The sequence below is a fragment of the Streptomyces sp. NPDC059201 genome (genome assembly GCF_042754585.1).
Classification (GTDB): domain Bacteria; phylum Actinomycetota; class Actinomycetes; order Streptomycetales; family Streptomycetaceae; genus Streptomyces.
Genome location: NZ_JBHZBB010000013.1, coordinates 217,681 through 233,740 on the forward strand (window position 1 = coordinate 217,681; position 16,060 = coordinate 233,740).

General features: G+C 73.8%; 13 protein-coding genes, 1 pseudogene and 2 riboswitches. Of the genes and pseudogenes, 9 read left to right on the top strand and 5 right to left on the bottom strand.

The window, feature by feature from the left end:
- Nucleotides 1-53: 53 nt before the first annotated feature.
- Entirely contained in the window at nt 54-935 is an 882-nt protein-coding gene (locus ACFXMG_RS33550; protein ID WP_383828640.1) for an alpha/beta fold hydrolase, read from the top strand.
- Here ACFXMG_RS33550 and ACFXMG_RS33555 read toward each other — a convergent pair.
- Complete coding sequence (locus tag ACFXMG_RS33555) at nt 895-1,353, bottom strand: SgcJ/EcaC family oxidoreductase (RefSeq protein WP_383828638.1); 459 nt, start codon at nt 1,351-1,353, stop codon at nt 895-897. The two genes, ACFXMG_RS33550 and ACFXMG_RS33555, sit on opposite strands and share 41 nt — an antisense overlap.
- A 95-nt stretch (nt 1,354-1,448) precedes the next feature.
- On the opposite strand from ACFXMG_RS33555, the gene ACFXMG_RS33560 reads away from it, so the two are divergent.
- A complete protein-coding gene (locus ACFXMG_RS33560; protein WP_383828636.1) occupies nt 1,449-1,982 on the top strand; it encodes a MarR family winged helix-turn-helix transcriptional regulator in 534 nt (177 codons plus the stop codon).
- A 45-nt stretch (nt 1,983-2,027) separates the two neighbouring features.
- Here the strand turns inward: ACFXMG_RS33560 and ACFXMG_RS33565 are convergent.
- Nucleotides 2,028-2,417: pseudogene (locus ACFXMG_RS33565) on the bottom strand (substrate-binding domain-containing protein); the annotation flags it as partial.
- Between ACFXMG_RS33565 and ACFXMG_RS33570 the strand changes: the two are divergent.
- Nucleotides 2,359-2,682: a GH32 C-terminal domain-containing protein gene (locus ACFXMG_RS33570; protein ID WP_383828634.1), complete on the top strand. Its 324-nt coding sequence runs from the start codon at nt 2,359-2,361 to the stop codon at nt 2,680-2,682. The pseudogene ACFXMG_RS33565 and the gene ACFXMG_RS33570 sit on opposite strands and share 59 nt — an antisense overlap.
- A 43-nt stretch (nt 2,683-2,725) precedes the next feature.
- Here the strand turns inward: ACFXMG_RS33570 and ACFXMG_RS33575 are convergent, their stop codons facing one another.
- Entirely contained in the window at nt 2,726-4,138 is a 1,413-nt protein-coding gene (locus tag ACFXMG_RS33575) for a hypothetical protein (RefSeq protein ID WP_383828632.1), read from the bottom strand.
- 141 nt (nt 4,139-4,279) lie between these two features.
- Nucleotides 4,280-4,353: riboswitch (cobalamin riboswitch) on the bottom strand.
- Nucleotides 4,354-4,503: 150 nt separating this feature from the next.
- A riboswitch (cobalamin riboswitch) is annotated at nt 4,504-4,577 on the top strand.
- A gap of 149 nt (nt 4,578-4,726) precedes the next feature.
- Between ACFXMG_RS33575 and ACFXMG_RS33580 the strand changes: the two genes are divergently transcribed.
- The 6 genes from ACFXMG_RS33580 (at nt 4,727) to ACFXMG_RS33605 (ending at nt 13,250) form a co-directional block, all read left to right on the top strand.
- Entirely contained in the window at nt 4,727-7,843 is a 3,117-nt protein-coding gene (locus ACFXMG_RS33580; protein ID WP_383828630.1) for a prenyltransferase/squalene oxidase repeat-containing protein, read from the top strand.
- Complete coding sequence (locus ACFXMG_RS33585; protein ID WP_383828628.1) at nt 7,840-8,874, top strand: hypothetical protein; 1,035 nt, start codon at nt 7,840-7,842, stop codon at nt 8,872-8,874. Before ACFXMG_RS33580 ends, ACFXMG_RS33585 begins: the two co-directional genes overlap by 4 nt.
- A 109-nt stretch (nt 8,875-8,983) precedes the next feature.
- Nucleotides 8,984-10,141 (top strand): energy-coupling factor transporter transmembrane component T, encoded by a 1,158-nt coding sequence (locus tag ACFXMG_RS33590; RefSeq protein WP_383828643.1) that lies wholly within the window; start codon nt 8,984-8,986, stop codon nt 10,139-10,141.
- On the top strand, nt 10,138-11,868 hold the full coding sequence (locus ACFXMG_RS33595; protein WP_383828626.1) for an ABC transporter ATP-binding protein: 1,731 nt from the start codon (nt 10,138-10,140) through the stop codon (nt 11,866-11,868). The genes ACFXMG_RS33590 and ACFXMG_RS33595 overlap by 4 nt, the downstream gene beginning before the upstream one ends.
- Entirely contained in the window at nt 11,865-12,707 is an 843-nt protein-coding gene (locus ACFXMG_RS33600; RefSeq protein WP_383828624.1) for an ECF transporter S component, read from the top strand. The genes ACFXMG_RS33595 and ACFXMG_RS33600 overlap by 4 nt, the downstream gene beginning before the upstream one ends.
- Nucleotides 12,708-12,761: 54 nt before the next feature.
- Nucleotides 12,762-13,250 (top strand): DUF4430 domain-containing protein, encoded by a 489-nt coding sequence (locus ACFXMG_RS33605; protein WP_383828622.1) that lies wholly within the window; start codon nt 12,762-12,764, stop codon nt 13,248-13,250.
- A 55-nt stretch (nt 13,251-13,305) separates the two neighbouring features.
- On the opposite strand, the gene tsaD is transcribed toward ACFXMG_RS33605, so the two are convergent.
- Together tsaD and ACFXMG_RS33615 are read right to left on the bottom strand one after the other, a co-directional pair.
- The gene (gene tsaD / locus ACFXMG_RS33610) at nt 13,306-14,379 is read right to left on the bottom strand and encodes a tRNA (adenosine(37)-N6)-threonylcarbamoyltransferase complex transferase subunit TsaD (RefSeq protein WP_384119984.1); all 1,074 of its coding nucleotides are present in this window, start codon (nt 14,377-14,379) and stop codon (nt 13,306-13,308) included.
- A gap of 81 nt (nt 14,380-14,460) precedes the next feature.
- Nucleotides 14,461-15,954: an amidase gene (locus ACFXMG_RS33615; protein WP_383828618.1), complete on the bottom strand. Its 1,494-nt coding sequence runs from the start codon at nt 15,952-15,954 to the stop codon at nt 14,461-14,463.
- Between the last annotated feature and the right edge of the window lie 106 nt (nt 15,955-16,060).

Consider the following 16,060-nt stretch of genomic DNA (forward strand, 5'->3'; position numbering starts at 1 on the left):
ATCTCGCCGAGCGAGATACTCGGTCAACGAGACGATTCCACTGGGGGTTCACCGTGTCCTCTTCCGAAGAGTTCTTCGCCGCTTACGACGCTCTGCTCGCCCGCTGGCCCCGTGGTGCCGACGAGATCGACGTGCCCACCCCGTACGGGACCACCCGGGTCCATGCCTACGGGCCCTCCGGCGCCACGCCCGTCGTCCTTCTCCATGGCGGTGGTTCCACCGGGGCCGTCTGGTTCTCCAACGCCCCGGCTCTCGGCGCGCACCGGAGGGTGCTGGCCGTCGACATCGTGGGCGACGCCGGGCGTAGCGTGCCCGGCGGGCGGCCGCTGCGGACGACCGCCGATCTGATGGCCTGGCTGGATGTGCTGCTCGGCAGCCTCGGCGTGTCCCGCGCGCATCTGGTGGGGCACTCGTACGGCGCCTGGATCGCCCTGACCTACGCCCTGCACGCCACGCGGCGGGTCGATCGGCTCGTTCTGCTCGACCCGACGCAGTGCTTCGCCGGCTTCCGTCCCGGGTTTCTGCTGCGTTCGCTGCCGGTCCTGCTCCGCCCGACGCGGGCCCGCGCACGCGCCTACCTGGACCACGAGACCGCCGGGACCGACACCGACCTGGGCTGGAAGGAGCTGTACGCCTTGGCCGCCTCCGACTTCGCGAGCCGGAAGCCGGTCGTCGGCCGCCGGCCCGACCCTACGGCGCTGAGCGGTCCGCTCCTGGTCCTTCTCGCCGGGCGCAGTGGCGCGCACGACGCCGCCAAGGTCGCGGCCCGCGCCCGCGCAGCCGTACCGGACGCGCGGATCGAGACACTCGCCGAACTCACCCACTTCGCCATGCCCACCGCCCTGACCGCCGCGACGAACCGGCGGATCGCCGACTTCCTGGCGGACGGCCCGCCTACTTCCGGGCGGCGGGGATCAGGCCCGGCGCGGTCCTGAACGAGACGGCTTCCATGAGCGGCTTGCGCTGGGTGTTCTGGAACGCGGCGATGCGCCACTGTCCGTCGGCCTCGCGGACGAGGGTAGTGGTCTGCACCTTGGACAGCTTCGACGCCTTCGGCCACGTTCCGCCCTTGTAGGTGTCGCCGCGACCCGTGACCACCGCGGCGTCCGGGCCGTAGAAGCGGATGTCGGTGATCTCGCCGGCGAGCCGGGTGTTCTTGAGGAACTTCGAGAAGAGCGCGCGATGGCTCTCCACGATGTCGGCGCGGCCGCTGTAGTACGTGCCGACGAAGGTGACGTACGTGGCGTCCTCGGTGAACAGCGCGCCGTAGGCGTCGGCGTCGTGGCGGGCCCACGCGTCGTCGAGGCGGTCCATCACCGCGCTGATCTCGGCCTTCTGGTTCTGTGCGGTCATGCCGCCCGTCCTTCCGTTCGCTAAGCTGAAGCAGAACCTGCTTCAGTGCATTATCTGCATGCATGCAGATATAACCGTAAGAGGAACCCGGGACGATGGCAAACGAGACGCCGCCCACCGATCCGCACGTGATCTTCCGCGAGTACCTGGACGCCGTGGGGCTGCACGCGATGGCCGGGGCGGAGGCGGCGGGGCTACAGCCCACCGAGTGGTACGCGCTCAGCCTGATCACGCTCGCCGGTCGCGTCACCTCCGGCGACCTCGCCGGCCGGACCGGGCTGACCACCGGAGCCACGACCCGGCTGATCGACCGCCTGGAGAAGGCCGGCTACGTACGCCGCGCCACGGACCCGGCGGACCGGAGGCGGGTCATGGTCGAAGCGTCGGCCGAGACCTTCCCCGACATCGAGGACGTCGTCGCACCCGCCCGCCGCCGCGTCGCCGAGGTCCTCGACCACTACACGCCCGAACAGCGCGCCCTCCTCTTCGACTACTTCACCCGCGCCGCCCCCGCCTACCGCGCGGCCACCGAGGAGATCCGCGCCGCCGCCGCACGCCACCGCCGCCCGGGCCGGAAACCGAAACCGAAGGCGGACGGCGCGGCCCCCGGGGCTTCGGCGAGCGAGTGACCGGGGCCGGTCCCCGTAACCCCTTCTGAGCAGGGGCTTCGCCGGTCAGCCTCCGGCCGGTGTCCGCTTCGCCGGGTGGGGTGGGAGTTCGCTAGAGCCTCGGACGACCAGGTGGGTGGGGACCATGACGGTTCGGGCGCGGGTGCGGTTCGGGAGGTTCAGGAGGGGGGTAGTCTCGGCGGCGGCCCCGGCCTGGTTGCGGGCGCCGGTCACCAGGGTGCGGTCGTAGGGCAGGCCGGCTTCGGCGAGCGCCGACTTGTAGCCGGCGAGCCGCTCGCGCTGGGTGTAGCGCTTGGCGGGCAGGTCTCCGACGAAACCGATCCGGCGGTGGCCTCGGGCGACGAGGTGCGCGACGCCCTCGTGGACGCCCGTACGGTTGGAGCTGACCACGCAGTCGAGGAACACCACCGGCAGCCCGGCCGCGCGCGGCGCCCGACGGTTCCGAGGAAGCGGTTGCGCCACGTTCGCCCTCGCCGACGCCGAGCGCTTCGGATTCAAGGTGCGCACCGGCGAAGGCGAGGAGACCGTCATCGGCTACGACAGGAAGACCCAGGAGCTGTACGTCGACCGGACGCGCTCGGGCGCAGTGGACTTCCACCGCGCCCCGCTGACGGCATCCAACTCTTCGCGGAAGGCGGCGCGGCCCGCCTGGGCAGCGCCACCGTCCGGCAGTGCGGCCGTACCGCAACAGGCCGCCTGAGCAACTGACCGCCTGAGCCCGCCTGTTGATGCCGCCCAGGACGCTACGCGCCCCAGCGCAGGGCGATCGTGTCGCCGATGGCGATGGGCTTCTCGCGGGTGGCCGAGGTGAAGGTGGAGCCGTCGACGCTTGCCTTCCAGGTGTTCGGTCCGCTGTTGGCCTTGGCGTTGAGGGTGGTGATGGTGCCCGTTCCGGAGGACGGGGTGAGGCCGGTGACGCAGGCGGAGGGGGTGCTTGCGGTGAGGGCGGCGTCGAGGACTGCGCCCAGGGTGGTCGTCGTGCCCGTGGGGGTGAGGGCGACCGAGCAGACCTTGAGGTTGCCGGCGCCGTCGTCGACCGTGAGGGCCAGTTTGGTGGCGGTGCCGGAGGTGAAGGCGGACTGGGCGACCCACTGGGGCGCGCCGGGGGTGACCGGGACGGGCGGGGCGGAGGTGAAGCCGCCGCCGGCGACGGCGCGCAGGGCGTCGATCGACGAGTAGGCCGAGGGGCTGGTGTCCGTGGGCTTGTACTTGAAGCCGCCGGCGGGCTTGTACTGGTTGGCGATGAGGAAGTCGACCGGCGTCTTGCCGCTGGGCGTGGTGAAGTCGGCGGACTGCGGGTCGATGCCGCAGGCGTTCAGACCGGCGACGCCCCAGCCGTTGGAGCTGGTGTTGACGCCGTAGAGGGAGTTGAACGCGCCCGTGATGTCGACCAGCTTGCCCTTGAGGAAGGTCTTGGCCTCCACGACGTCGGCATCGGTGTTCGGCACGCCCGAGACGCAGAGGGCGGCGAGGGCGGCGCCCGTCATGTCGATGTCGCTCGCGGAGGCGAGGCCGGTGGGGTTGCCCTCGACCTTCTGGAAGGTCCAGCCGCCGTCGTTGTGCTGGTTGGCGCGGAGCTTGCCGACGAGCGCGTTCGTCAGGGCCTGCGGGACGCGCGCGCCGCCGGTCTGGGTCTTCGCCCCGCCGAGGGCGAGGGCGGCGAAGACGGTGCCGTTGAAGTTGGAGGACGGGCCGAAGTAGCCGGGTTCGGCGGTCTGCCAGTAGCGGTAGATCTCGGCGATGAGGTTGCGGGAGGCCGAGACGCGCGCCGGGTCGATGCCCGCCGCGTACGCGTTGAGCGTGCCGCGCTCGTAGTCCGTGACGACCGGGGAGGCGGAGGGCCAGCCGGAGGTGGAGAGGAGGTTGCGGTAGACGGTGCGGGCGTTCTTCGTCGTATCGCCGCCGGGGGCGACGTCGACGACCGCCGTACCCGCGGCGGCGAAGGCGCTGAACGCCCACTCGTTCGACAGACCCGACCCCGCGTACGAACCGTCGGCCGCCTGGAGGGACTTGAGATACGTCACGCCGTTCGTCTTCGACGTGGCGATCTGCGCCGGGGTCGAAGTGGCCTGCGCGGACGGCGCCATGAGGGCGAGGGCGCCGAGGACGGCCGGTGCGGCGAGCGCGAGACGCCGGGCGGATCGGGTACGGGGCATGAACTGCTCCTGAGGTCGGCGGACGCCGACCGCTCCGGCCTCGCTCGCGGACTCCGCGCGCCGGGGCGCGACGGGACGGCGGGGCCGGGGGCCGCCGTCCGAAATCGCGTGGTACGGCACTCCGTTGGTTCCGTGCCGTCGGGGCATTCGGGCTCGGGACGGCCATGCCGTCCCACACCGCTGCGCGTCAGCCCCGGATTCGCACCGGGTTCCCCCCTCTGGCGTTCGGGGACGCTACCCCAGCCCGGCCGGGCACGCCAGCACGGCCGGCGACGCGGGAGCCCGTACGGGTCCACGGCGTGCGGAGCGGCCTTGACGTCCGCACCGGTTCCATGTTCCATTCCCGCTGATACGCACTCAGCCCCAGGGGAATCCGGTCCGATGCCGGAGCTGACCCGCAACCGTAGGCCCGGCACCGCCCGGGCGAGCCGGAACACCTGTGGCCCGGGAAGTGAACCATCGAGCACCAACGCCGTCGTGGACTGCGGCGTGGCCGTCCCTGCCTCCCTTCGGCTCCGCCGGCGGGGGCGTACCGCCGCGCGCCCGCCTCCTCACGGCAGAGACGAGAGGGCCGTGCACAGCGGACAGGTGACGCAGACGAGAGCGGAGGCGGGGACCGGCGCGACGACGGGGACAGGAGCGGGTGGCCGCTTCGTCGCGCTCGCGACGGCCGCACTCCTCGCCACCGGCACAGGGGTGACCTTCCTCACCTCGGCCCCGGTCGCGCAGGCGGACCCGATCGCACCGGCCGACCGGATCGCGCAGGCCGACCCGATCGAGCGGTGCACGGCCACGACGGGAGCCGTCGTCGCCGTCGACTTCGGACCCTTCGGCGGCAAGGTCGAGCGGGGCTGCGACACCACCCCCACCACCGGCTACGAACTGCTGTGGTCCGGCGGGTTCACCACGGCGGGCACCGTGCACGACGGCCCCGCGTTCCTCTGCCGGATCGGCCACGGCGGCTTCGCCGGCGGTACGCGGTTCCCGACGCCGGCCACCGAAGCCTGCGACATCACCCCGCCGGCCACGGCCTACTGGTCGTACTGGACGGCGTCCCCCGGCCAGAAGAAGTGGAAGTACAGCAACTACGGCGCCATGGCACGCCAGTTGAAGCCCGGTGACGTGGACGCCTGGGTGTTCGGCGCGACCGACATCGGCGGCTCGACCGGCGGCCCCCGGTTCTCCCCCGACGACATCCGAGCGGGCGCCACCGGTCCCGCGCCCGACCCCTCCGCGCCCCCGGTGCCCCAAGTGCCGGGCGCCGAGAGCGACCTGGCCGCCGCCACCGGCTGGCTCACCGGTCGGCTGAAGGACGGCGAGCGGGTCGTCGACGAGATCGACGAGTACCTCAGCTACCAGGCCACCGCGGAGACCGTGCTGGCCCTGGCGGCCGTCGACACCGAGAGCGCGGCGGCCGCGAAGGCCGTCGGTGTGCTCGGACGGCCTGAGCACACCGACGCGTTCGCCTACCCCGACGGCGCGGACCAGCCGCCCAACTCCACGGCGGCCGCCCGGCTCGCCCTCGTCGCCCAGGCCACGGGCGGCGACCCGCGCGCCTTCGGCGGCCACGACCTCCTCGACAACCTCGTCACCAACGTCTGCACCACCGGCCCCAGCGAGACGGCACCCCACTGCTCCGCCCCGGGCGACTTCCCCGTCTCGGGCCGCGCGGCGGGCAAGGCGGAGGGCCAGGCCCTCGCCGTGATCGCGCTCACCGGCGCCGGGGTGAAGCCTCCGGCGGAGGCCGTTCGGCGCCTGACCGACTTCCAGTGCGAGGACGGCGGCTTCACCAGCATGCTCATCCGACCCGGTGAGTCCTGCGAGAGCGAGGCCGGGGCCACCGGCCTCGCCGTGATGGCGCTGCTGCGCGCGGGCGGCCATCCCCAGGCCGTCACCGACGCGCGGGCCTACCTGCGCAAGGCCCAGTCGGACATGGCGACCGGCGGTCTGCCGGCCGTGTACTACAACATGGTCAGCAGCCCGTACGCCACGGGCCTCGCGGCTCAGGCGCTGCGGGCCCTCGGTGACACGGAGCGCGCCGACGCCGCCGTCTCCTGGCTGGCCGGGCAGCAACTGCCCGAGGGCGGCTTCTCCTTCGAGGAGGAGGACCCCACCGCCCGGATCGTCTCCACGAGCCCGGCCGTCATCGCCGGTGCCAGGACCGATCTGCTGCGGCTGACGGCCGGGGACACGACGCCTCCGACGTTCCCGACGCCCACGCCGACCACGCCGACTCCGAGTACGCCCACACCGACGCCGACGACTCCGAAGCCGACGCCCACGGGCCCGGTGATGCCGGCCGGACCCTCCCCCGACCTGGCCAAGGCCACCGCGTACCTGACGGACCGCGGCCGGCTCCTCCAGGGCCAGTACTACGCCTCCGATCCCACCGGCCGGGCGGACTTCGGCCTGACGATCGATCTCGTCTACGCGCTCGCCGCCACCGGCACCGACGACCCGGCCCTGCGCGGTGTCGTCGACTTCCTCGACGGCCGGGGGAAGGACGCCGTCGGGCGCGACCTCACGCGGTACACCGGCGTGGGCACCTCGCACCCGGTCGGCGGGGCCATCGGAAAGACCGCGCTGGCCGCGCAGGCCGTCGGCCGCGACGCCCGCGACTTCGCCGGCCAGGACCTGATCGGCGCCCTCGCCGAGGAGACCTGCGCCGCGAAGACGCCGGACTCCGGCCGTCCCTGCGCGGACAAGGGCGCCTACACCAACGCCAGTTCCGTCTTCGACCAGTCCCTCGGCGTCATCGCCCAGCTCCGCGCGGGCGAGACCGCAGCGGCGTCGGGCCCGGCCTCGTACCTGAAGAGCCTCCAGCGTGCCTCGGGCGCCTGGGGCAGCATGCTCGTCGTCCGGAGCGGCGACGAGGTCGACTCCACGGCGATGGCCGCCATGGCCGTCGACCTGCTGCCGGACGCCGAGTCCCAGGCGGCCGTCGACAAGGCCCTCGCGTGGCTGGCCGGCCGGCAGTACGCGGACGGCGGCTTCCCCGGCGCCTCCGGCAACTCGGTGAACTCCACCGCCCTCGCCGTCCAGGGCCTCGCCCTGGACGCCCCCAAGTACCAGGCGCAGATAGCGAAGGCGCGCGCGTTCCTGCTCTCGCAGCAGAACGCCGACGGCGGCTTCCGCACGAGCAAGGGCGACGACCAGGGCTCCGACGTGCGGGCCTCCACCCAGGCGCTCGGCGGCACGGACGGCGTGTCCTTCGCCGTCCTCGCCCGCGATCTCAGCGGTACGACCCCGAGGCCGACGCCCACCGATACGACTCCGCAGCCCACCCCCACCGACACGACCCCGCAGCCCACGCCGACCGACACGGCGACCGCGTCCCCGACCGCCTCCCCGTCCACGTCCGCGACCGCCCCGGTGATCATCACGCCGGGCGAGGACGGCGGAACCGGCAGTACGGGCGGCCCGGGCGGCGCAAGTGGTCCGGGCGGTTCGGGCGGAAACGCCGGCAGCTCGGGCGGCATCGTGGACGTCACAGGCGGCTCGGGCGGCACAAGCACGTCAGGCGACTCGACCGGCACCACCGGCACCACCGGCGGCAACTCCCCCCAGGGCGGCGGCGGAAACCTCGCGGCCACCGGCGTACGGACCCTCGGGCTCGTCGCCGCGGCGGCGCTGCTCGCGCTCGGGGGCCTCACCCTCACCCGTGCGGCCCGACGCCACCGCACCGACACCGGGGAAGCGCGATGAGCCGCTCCCGTACCGCGGCCGCCTTCGGGCGGGTCGCGGCGGCCCTCGGGGTGGTGGTGGCGGCCGGTGCCACCACCACCCCGGCCGAGGCCGCCCCGCAGCCCATGGGCCGGTGCACCACCAGCTCCGGCGTCGTCCTGGCCGTCGACTTCCGGCACTGGGGCGGCCCGATCTACCGTTCGTGCGGCACGACGCCCACCACCGGGTACGAGCTGCTCAACCAGGGCGGGTGGCGCACCACCGGCACGGGCCACGACGGACCGGCCTTCATCTGCCGCATCGGCTACAGCGGTCATCAGGGCGGGAAGCAGTACCCCACCCCCTCCCAGGAGGACTGCGTCCTCACTCCCCCGGCCTCCGCGTACTGGTCGTACTGGCACGCCGACCCGGGCGAGAACGACTGGGAGTACAGCCAGCTCGGCGCCATGCTCTACAAGCCGAAGCCCGGCAGCGTCGACCTGTGGATCTTCGGCGGCACCGACATCGAGGGCACCCAGGGCCGCCCGACCGTCACCCCCGACCAGCTCCGCGCCCACAACACCCGCCCCACCGGCACCCACTCCCCCGCACCGCAGGACACGCGGACCGCCGCGCCGCTGCCTCCGGGCACGGACACCGGCCCCGACCCCGACCAGCCCGTACCGCCGAGCGATCCCGCTCCCCGCACGACGCCGCCCGCCCAGCCCGCGCCCGACCGCCCCTCCGCACGGCCGTCGACCCGGCCGCCCACCCGGACGGCTCGCCCCACGCCCCCACCCACAGCCCCTCCGGCGACCCGCCCGACCACCACCACGCCGCCTCCGGCCCCGTCCGTGAGCGCCACCACGGCCACACCCACACCCCCGCCCACGTCCACCGGCCCCGCCCCAACGATGACGGACTCCGGGGCTCCCCAGGTCGTCGACGCGGCTCCCGCCGCCGATGCCCCACACGACCCCGGGTCCTTCGTGCCGGCCGTCGCGACCGGCGCTCTCGTCGTGCTGATCGGCGGCGCGGCCTGGTACGCGGCCAAGCGCCGCCGCACGGAGTAGCCGCGTGTCGCACCCCGCCACCACGAAAACACCCACCGGACCTCCCGGACCTCCCGGACGTCCCGGCTCGCCCGTCCCTCCCGTCCCCGCGGACACGGGTGGCCGGAGGCTGCCCCGCACCCTGCACCCGGTCGCCTGGTGGATCTGGGCCCTCGCCCTCGCCACCGCCGTCAGCCGCACCAACAACCCGCTGCTGCTCTTCCTGGTGCTCGCGGTCCTCGGTTACGTCATCACCATGCGCCGTACCGAAGCGCCGTGGGCCCGGGGCTTCAAGTACTACCTCTATCTGGCCCTGACGGTGGTCGCGATCCGCGTGGTCTTCCGGGCCGTCTTCGCGACCGGCATCACCCCGCACGACCACTTCCTCTTCTCCCTCCCCCGGATCCCCACCCCCGACTGGTACGCGGGCATCCAGATCGGCGGGCCCGTCTCGCTGGAGGCCGTGCTCTCCGCCGCCACGGACGGGCTCCGGCTCGCGTGCATGCTGTGCTGCATCGGCGCCGCCAACACCCTCGCCAACCCCAAGCGGGCCCTACGGGTGTTGCCCGGCGCGCTGTACGAACTCGGCGTCGCCGTCACCGTGTCGATCAGCGTTGCCCCCCAACTGGTGCAGAGCGTCCAGCGGGTGCACCGCGCCCGTAAACTCCGCGCCGGCCGCTCCAAGGGCCTGCGTGCTCTGCGGGGCATCGTCGTGCCCGTCCTGGAGGACGCCCTGGAGCGCTCGCTGCGGCTCGCCGCCGCGATGGACTCGCGGGGTTACGGCCGGGCCGGCACGGCCACCCGGGCTTCGCGCCGCGCGACCGGGGCGCTGATGCTGCTCGGCATGTGCGGGCTGTGCACGGGGGCGTACGGCCTGCTCGACGCGACCGCGCCGACGGCGCTCGGCCTGCCCGCCATGGGCGCCGGCGCGCTCCTGTGCGTGGCGGGGCTGCGCCTGGGCGGCCGACGCGTCACCCGCACGACGTACCGGCCCGACCCGTGGCGGTTCCCGGAGTGGGCGGTCGCCGGGTGCGGTGTCCTCTCGGCGGTGCTGCTGTTCGCGAACGCGGGCTTCGACGCCGCCGAACTCAACCCGTCCATCTACCCGTTGAGCTGGCCCACGCTCCCGCTCGTGCCCGCCGCGGCGATCCTCCTCGCGGGGACGGCCGGCTTCCTGGCCCCGCCGCCGGGACAGCCGACGGAAAAGCCCGCGGGAAAGCCGCCGCGCGCGAGCCGTCCGGGTCGCGCGCCCGCCGTCCCCGCACCACGCACCGAGGAAACCCCGTGATCACCTTCGAGCAGGTATCCGTCCGGTACGAGGACACGTCCGAGCCCGTGCTCCGGGACGTCGACCTCACCGTCGAGGAGGGCGAGCTCTGCCTCGTCGTTGGTCACACCGGCGTCGGCAAGTCCACCCTGCTCGGGGCGGTCAACGGCCTCGTCCCCCACTTCACCGGCGGCACACTGTACGGCAGGGTCGTCGTCGACGGACGGGACACCGCCGCCCATCCGCCGCGCGAACTCGCGGACGTCGTCGGCGTCGTGGGGCAGGACCCGCTCGACGGCTTCGTCACCGACACCGTCGAGGAGGAACTCGCCTACGCGATGGAGCAGTTGGCCGTACCGCCGGCCACCATGCGCAAGCGCGTCGAGGAGACCCTCGACCTCCTCGGCCTCGCCGACCTGCGCCACCGCGCCCTGCACGAACTCTCCGGCGGGCAGCAGCAGCGCGTCGCGATCGGCTCCGTCCTGACCGCGCACCCCCGGGTCCTCGTCCTCGACGAACCCACCTCGGCGCTCGACCCGACCGCCGCCGAGGAGGTCCTCTCCGCGGTGACCCGGCTCGTCCACGACCTCGGGGTCACCGTCCTCCTCGCCGAGCACCGGCTCGAACGCGTCGTGCAGTACGCCGACCGGGTCCTGCACCTCCCGGGCGACGGGCGCGTGGTCGACGGGCCGCCCGCCGAGGTGTTCCGTACGACGACGATCGCGCCGCCCATCGTCGAACTGGGGCGCACCGCCGGCTGGTCCCCCCTGCCCCTGTCCATCCGCGACGCGCGGCGCGCCGCCGCCCCCCTGCGGGCCCGGCTGTCCGGTACCGCTCCCGCCCCGGCCCGGCCCGCGCCCCCCGCCGCGCGTCCCGGACTGCTCACCGCGCGCGGCGTCACCGTCTCGTACCGGGGCACTCCCGCCGTCCGCGAGGTCGACCTGCGGCTGTCCGGCGGCGAGGTCACGGCCCTGATGGGGCGCAACGGCTCCGGCAAGTCGTCCCTGCTGTGGGCGCTCCAGGGCTCGGGCCCGCGCACGGCGGGCGCGGTACGGGCCTCACGGCCGGAGACAGCAAAGACGGAGACAGTAAAGACGGGGGCAGGGAAGACAGGGGCAGGGATGACGGGGGCTGAGACAGCGTCGACGACGGGTGCCGACCCGCGCGACCTGTCCGCCGCCGAGGCGCGCGCGCTCGTCGGCCTGGTGCCGCAGACCCCCACCGATCTGCTCTACCTGGAGTCGGTCGGGCAGGAACTCGCCCAGGCGGACGCCGAGTCGGGCACGGCGGCGACCGGCACGTCCGCCCGCGCGATCTTGGACCGGCTCGCGCCCGGGGTCCCCGACGCCATCCACCCCCGGGACCTCTCGGAAGGGCAGAAGCTCGCGCTGGTGCTGGCCATCCAACTGGCCGCCGCGCCTTGGGTGATGTTCCTCGACGAGCCCACGCGGGGACTCGACTACCGGGCCAAGGCGCAGTTGGAGCGGATCGTGGGGGAACTCGCGGCCGAGGGGCGGTCCGTGGTGATCGCCACGCACGACGTCGAGTTCGTGGCCCGTGCGGCCGACCGGGTCGTCGTCATGGCGGAGGGGGAGATCGTCGCGGACGGCCCGACCACGGAAGTCGTCGTGGCCTCCCCGGTGTTCGCCCCGCAGACGGCCAAGATCCTCGCGCCCCTTCCCTATCTAACCGTCGCGCAGGTGACGGAGGCTCTGGCCGACACGGCCGGGACGGTGGGACGGGCATGAGCGGGACGACGAAGTCGGGCGTGGGCGCCCGCCTCCTCCCTGAGCGGGACTCCGCCATCCGTATCGGCCCGCGGGCCGCCCTCGTCATCGCGATGGCCGCGTTCCTCGGCCTCGTCGCGTTCTTCTGGCCGTTCGTGGTCGCGCCGGGGCGGTTCGGCTCGCACTACGCGCCGCCGCTGATCTTCGGCGTGCTGCTGGCGATCGTGCTGTGCGTGGTGATCTCCGAGATCGCCGAGGGCGGCATCAACTCGAAGGCCCTGGCGATGCTGGGCGTCCTGTCGGCGGTCAACGCCGCCCTCCGCCCCCTCGGCGCCGGAACGGCCGGCATCGAGTCCGTCTTCTTCCTGCTGGTCCTCGCCGGGCGGGTGTACGGGCCGGGCTTCGGCTTCACCCTCGGCTGCACGTCGCTCTTCGCCTCCGCCCTCATCACGGGCGGGGTCGGCCCCTGGATGCCGTACCAGATGTTCGGCTGCGCCTTCGTCGGCATGCTCGCGGGCTTCCTGCCGCGGGCGACCGGCCGCCAGGAGATCGCGCTGCTCGCCGTCTACGGCTCGCTCTCCGGCTACCTGTTCGGCTTCCTCCTCAACCTCTCCTTCTGGCCCTTCTCGCTGGACCCGGACAGCTCGATCGCGTACCTGCCGGGGCTGCCGTTCACCGAGCAGTTCCAGCGCTATCTCGCCTTCGACGTGGCGACCTCGCTCGGCTGGGACACCGGCCGGGCCGTCACCAACCTCGTCGCGATCACCCTGGCCGGCCCCGCCGTGCTCACCGTCTTCCGCCGCGCCGCCCGCAGGGCCCGCTTCCAGGCACCGGTCCGCTTCACGCGCCGCGACGGCTGAACCCACTCACTTCCCGCCCACATCCCACCCGCATCCCACCCGAGAGGAACCTCCATGTCCCGTGCCTTCCTGCGCCGTGCCACCGTCACCACTGCCACCCTCGGCGCGCTCCTCGTCACCGCCCCGGCCACCGCCCAGGCCGACGCCACCGGGTTCACGAACGCCCCGGTCCGCGTCACCCTCACCGTCCAGGGCCCCGACGGCCCGCTCTTCCAGAAGAAGATCTTCACCTGGGGCCACGACGTGACCACCGCCACCGGCGGCACGCACCCCTGCGACGGCACCAACGGCGGCGCCCACGCCACCAAGGTCCCGACCCCGACCGCCGCCCTCGACCACGCGGCGAAGCGCAACGGCTTCACCTGGGACGGGACCTGGTACGCCTCCTTCGACGACTACTCCGTCGACACGGTCAAGGGCGTCAGCGGCGGCGGTTCCGCCTACTGGAGCATCGCGGTGAACGGCGTCCCGACCCCGGTCGGCGGCTGCCAGTTCGAGATAGAGAACGGCGACGAGGTGTCGTTCACCTGGACGTCCTTCTGACGGACGCCCCGACCGCCCCGACCGCCCCGACCGCCCCGACGGACGACGGCAGCCGTCAGGCCGCGCGCACCGAGGAGGCGGCGGAGCGCGGCGTCAGGGACGCGTACTCCAGCGGCGCGGACGGGTCGATCGACACGTCCAGCGGGGCGGGTTCGGCGCCGGAGCGTACGAGGAGGTCGCCGACGGCCGCGATCATGGCGCCGTTGTCCGTGCACAGCGTCATCGGCGGCACCCGCAGCTCCACCCCCGCCGCGGCGCAGCGCTGTTCGGCCAGGCCGCGGACCCGGGAGTTCGCGGCCACCCCGCCGACCACGATCAGCGTCTTCACGTCGTATGCCACGCACGCGGCGAGTGCCTTGCGCGTGAGGACGTCGGCGACGGCCTCCTGGAGGGCGGCGGCCCCGTCCGCCACCGGCAGGTCGAGGCCCTGCGCGCGGTGCTTCTCGACCCAGCGGGCGGCGGCCGTCTTGAGTCCGGAGAAGGAGAAGGCGTACGGGTCGTCCCCGGGGCGCGTGAGGGGCCGGGGGAAGTCCACCGCGCGCGGGTTCCCGTCCCGGGCGGCCCGGTCGATGGCCGGCCCGCCCGGGTAGGACAGGCCCATGATGCGGGCGACCTTGTCGAAGCACTCGCCCGCCGCGTCGTCGAGGGTGTCGCCCAGGTGCAGGATCGGCTCGCGCACCAGGTCCCGTACGAGCAGCAGCGACGTGTGCCCGCCCGAGACGATCAGCACCACGCACGGCTGCGGGAGCGGCCCGTGCTCCAGGGTGTCGGCGGCGACGTGTCCGGCGAGGTGGTGGACTCCGTACAGCGGCACCCCGGCGGCGTACGCGAGGGACTTCGCCCCTGCCAGGCCGACCTGGAGCGCTCCGGACAGGCCGGGTCCGGTGGTGACGGCGACGGCGTCGATCTGGCCGAGCCGCAGCCCGGCCCGGCCGAGGGCCTCCCGGACGACCGGGCCGAACGCCTGGAGGTGCGCCCGGGCGGCGATCTCGGGCACGACGCCGCCGAAGAGGGCGTGTTCGTCCATGCTCGACGCGACGACGTGCGCGAGCAGTTTCCCGTCGCGCACGATCCCCGCGCCGGTCTCGTCGCACGACGACTCGATTCCCAGGACGACCGGTCCGGCCACAGCACTCCTCCTGCACATGATGACTACTTGCCCACTATGTGCAACAAGAGTGCCAGGTGGACCGGCGTACCTCCGCCCGGGTCAGAGGAGCGGGCGGCGGCCGGTCCAGGGGCGGGCCTCCTCGATGGCCGTGGCCACGCGGAAGACGGTGGTGTCGTCGTAGGTGCGGCCCACGACCTGGACGCCGGTCGGGACGCCGTTGGAGGCGGTCCCGGACGGGACGCTGAGGACCGGGCAGCGGCTGGCGATGTTGAACACCGTGGTCATGGCGGCCTCCAGGTAGTGGTCCAGCTCGACGCCGTCGATCACGACCTTGGTCGTGAGGTGGTCGTCGTCCGCCTTCAGCGCCGGGATCGCTGTCGTCGGGCAGAGCAGGACGTCGTAGCGGTCGAGCAGCAGACCGAGCGTCCGCTGCACGGCCGCCTCCAGCTCCAGGCCGCGCATGACGCTGCCGGGCTCGCGGGCGGCCTCGGCGGTGCGGGCCGCGAAGTCGAGCGCGTACGCGGTGAGCAGGTCGCCGTGCTCCGCCGCGACCGAGGTGACGTACGGGCCGAACACCGTCCCGAAGTGGATCATCGCCGCCTCCATCACGTCGGCGCGCCCGATCGGGACCTCCACCTCCTCGACGACGGCTCCGGCGGCGCGCAGGGCCTCCGCGACCGCGCGGGTGTTGGCCTCCACTTCGGGGTCGACCGGCCAGCCCCCGAGGGTGACCGACAGCGCCACCCGCAGGCCCGCGACGCCCTCGAAGCGGTCGGGCAGGGTGACCTTGGGCCGCAGGGAGACCGCGTCGAGCGGGTGCGGCCCGGCTATGACGTTCTGGAGGAGGGCGCAGTCGGCGACGGTGCGGGCCATCGGGCCGTCGTGGCAGTACGTGTCGAGGTTGAAGGGGGCCATCGCCGGCACGCGCCCGTACGGCGGCTTGTACCCGACCGTGCCGGTGAACGAGGCGGGGATCCGGATGGAGCCGCCGATGTCGGATCCGGTCGCGAGCGTCGTCTCCCCGGCCGCGAGCGCCGCTCCGGCGCCGCCCGAGGAGCCGCCGGGGCTGAACTCCAGGTTCCACGGGTTGCGCGTCACGCCCCACAGGCGCGACTCGGTGAAGGCCGCGCAGCTGAACTCCGGGGTCGTGGTCCGGGCGTGCACGATGCCGCCGGCGGCCTGGACCCGCTCGACGACCGGGTGCGTCTCGTCGGCGATCTCGTCCCGGAAGGCCAGCGAGCCGTCGGTGCTGCGGCGGCCCGCGAGGGGCTGCTCCTCCTTCGTGGCGACGGCGAGGCCCTCCAGGGCGCGGGGCGCCGGGCCCTTGCCCATGTACCGCGCCTCGGCCTCGCGCGCGGCGACGAGCGCCTCCTCGAAGGTCCGCTCGGCGAGGGCGTTGACCTTGGACTCGACGGCCTCGGCGCGCGCGATGACGGCGGTCATCAGCTCGACCGGCGAGAGGGAGCGGTCCCGGAAGCGGGCCAGGGCCTCCGTGGCCGGCAGGTAGGCGAGGTCGGCGGAGTCGGCGGCCTGGGCGGAGTCGGCGGCCTGGGCGGGGTCGGCGGCCTGGGCGGGGTCGGCGGGGTGGGTCATGGGCGGGTCCCTTTCCTGGAGCGGCGGCGGAGGCGGGCGGACGGGCGTCCGACCGCCTCGACGGCAGCATCGAATCGCCACCCGGCTCGCGCGTCAACGGTGTTGA

Bases quoted from the DNA above. Each gene is read 5' to 3' on its own strand.
- ACFXMG_RS33575 (WP_383828632.1), bottom strand. From the start codon at position 4,138: ATGCCCCGTACCCGATCCGCCCGGCGTCTCGCGCTCGCCGCACCGGCC.
- ACFXMG_RS33585 (WP_383828628.1), top strand. From the start codon at position 7,840: ATGAGCCGCTCCCGTACCGCGGCCGCCTTCGGGCGGGTCGCGGCGGCC.
- ACFXMG_RS33555 (WP_383828638.1), bottom strand. From the start codon at position 1,353: ATGACCGCACAGAACCAGAAGGCCGAGATCAGCGCGGTGATGGACCGC.
- ACFXMG_RS33560 (WP_383828636.1), top strand. From the start codon at position 1,449: ATGGCAAACGAGACGCCGCCCACCGATCCGCACGTGATCTTCCGCGAG.
- ACFXMG_RS33615 (WP_383828618.1), bottom strand. From the start codon at position 15,954: ATGACCCACCCCGCCGACCCCGCCCAGGCCGCCGACCCCGCCCAGGCC.
- ACFXMG_RS33605 (WP_383828622.1), top strand. From the start codon at position 12,762: ATGTCCCGTGCCTTCCTGCGCCGTGCCACCGTCACCACTGCCACCCTC.
- ACFXMG_RS33600 (WP_383828624.1), top strand. From the start codon at position 11,865: ATGAGCGGGACGACGAAGTCGGGCGTGGGCGCCCGCCTCCTCCCTGAG.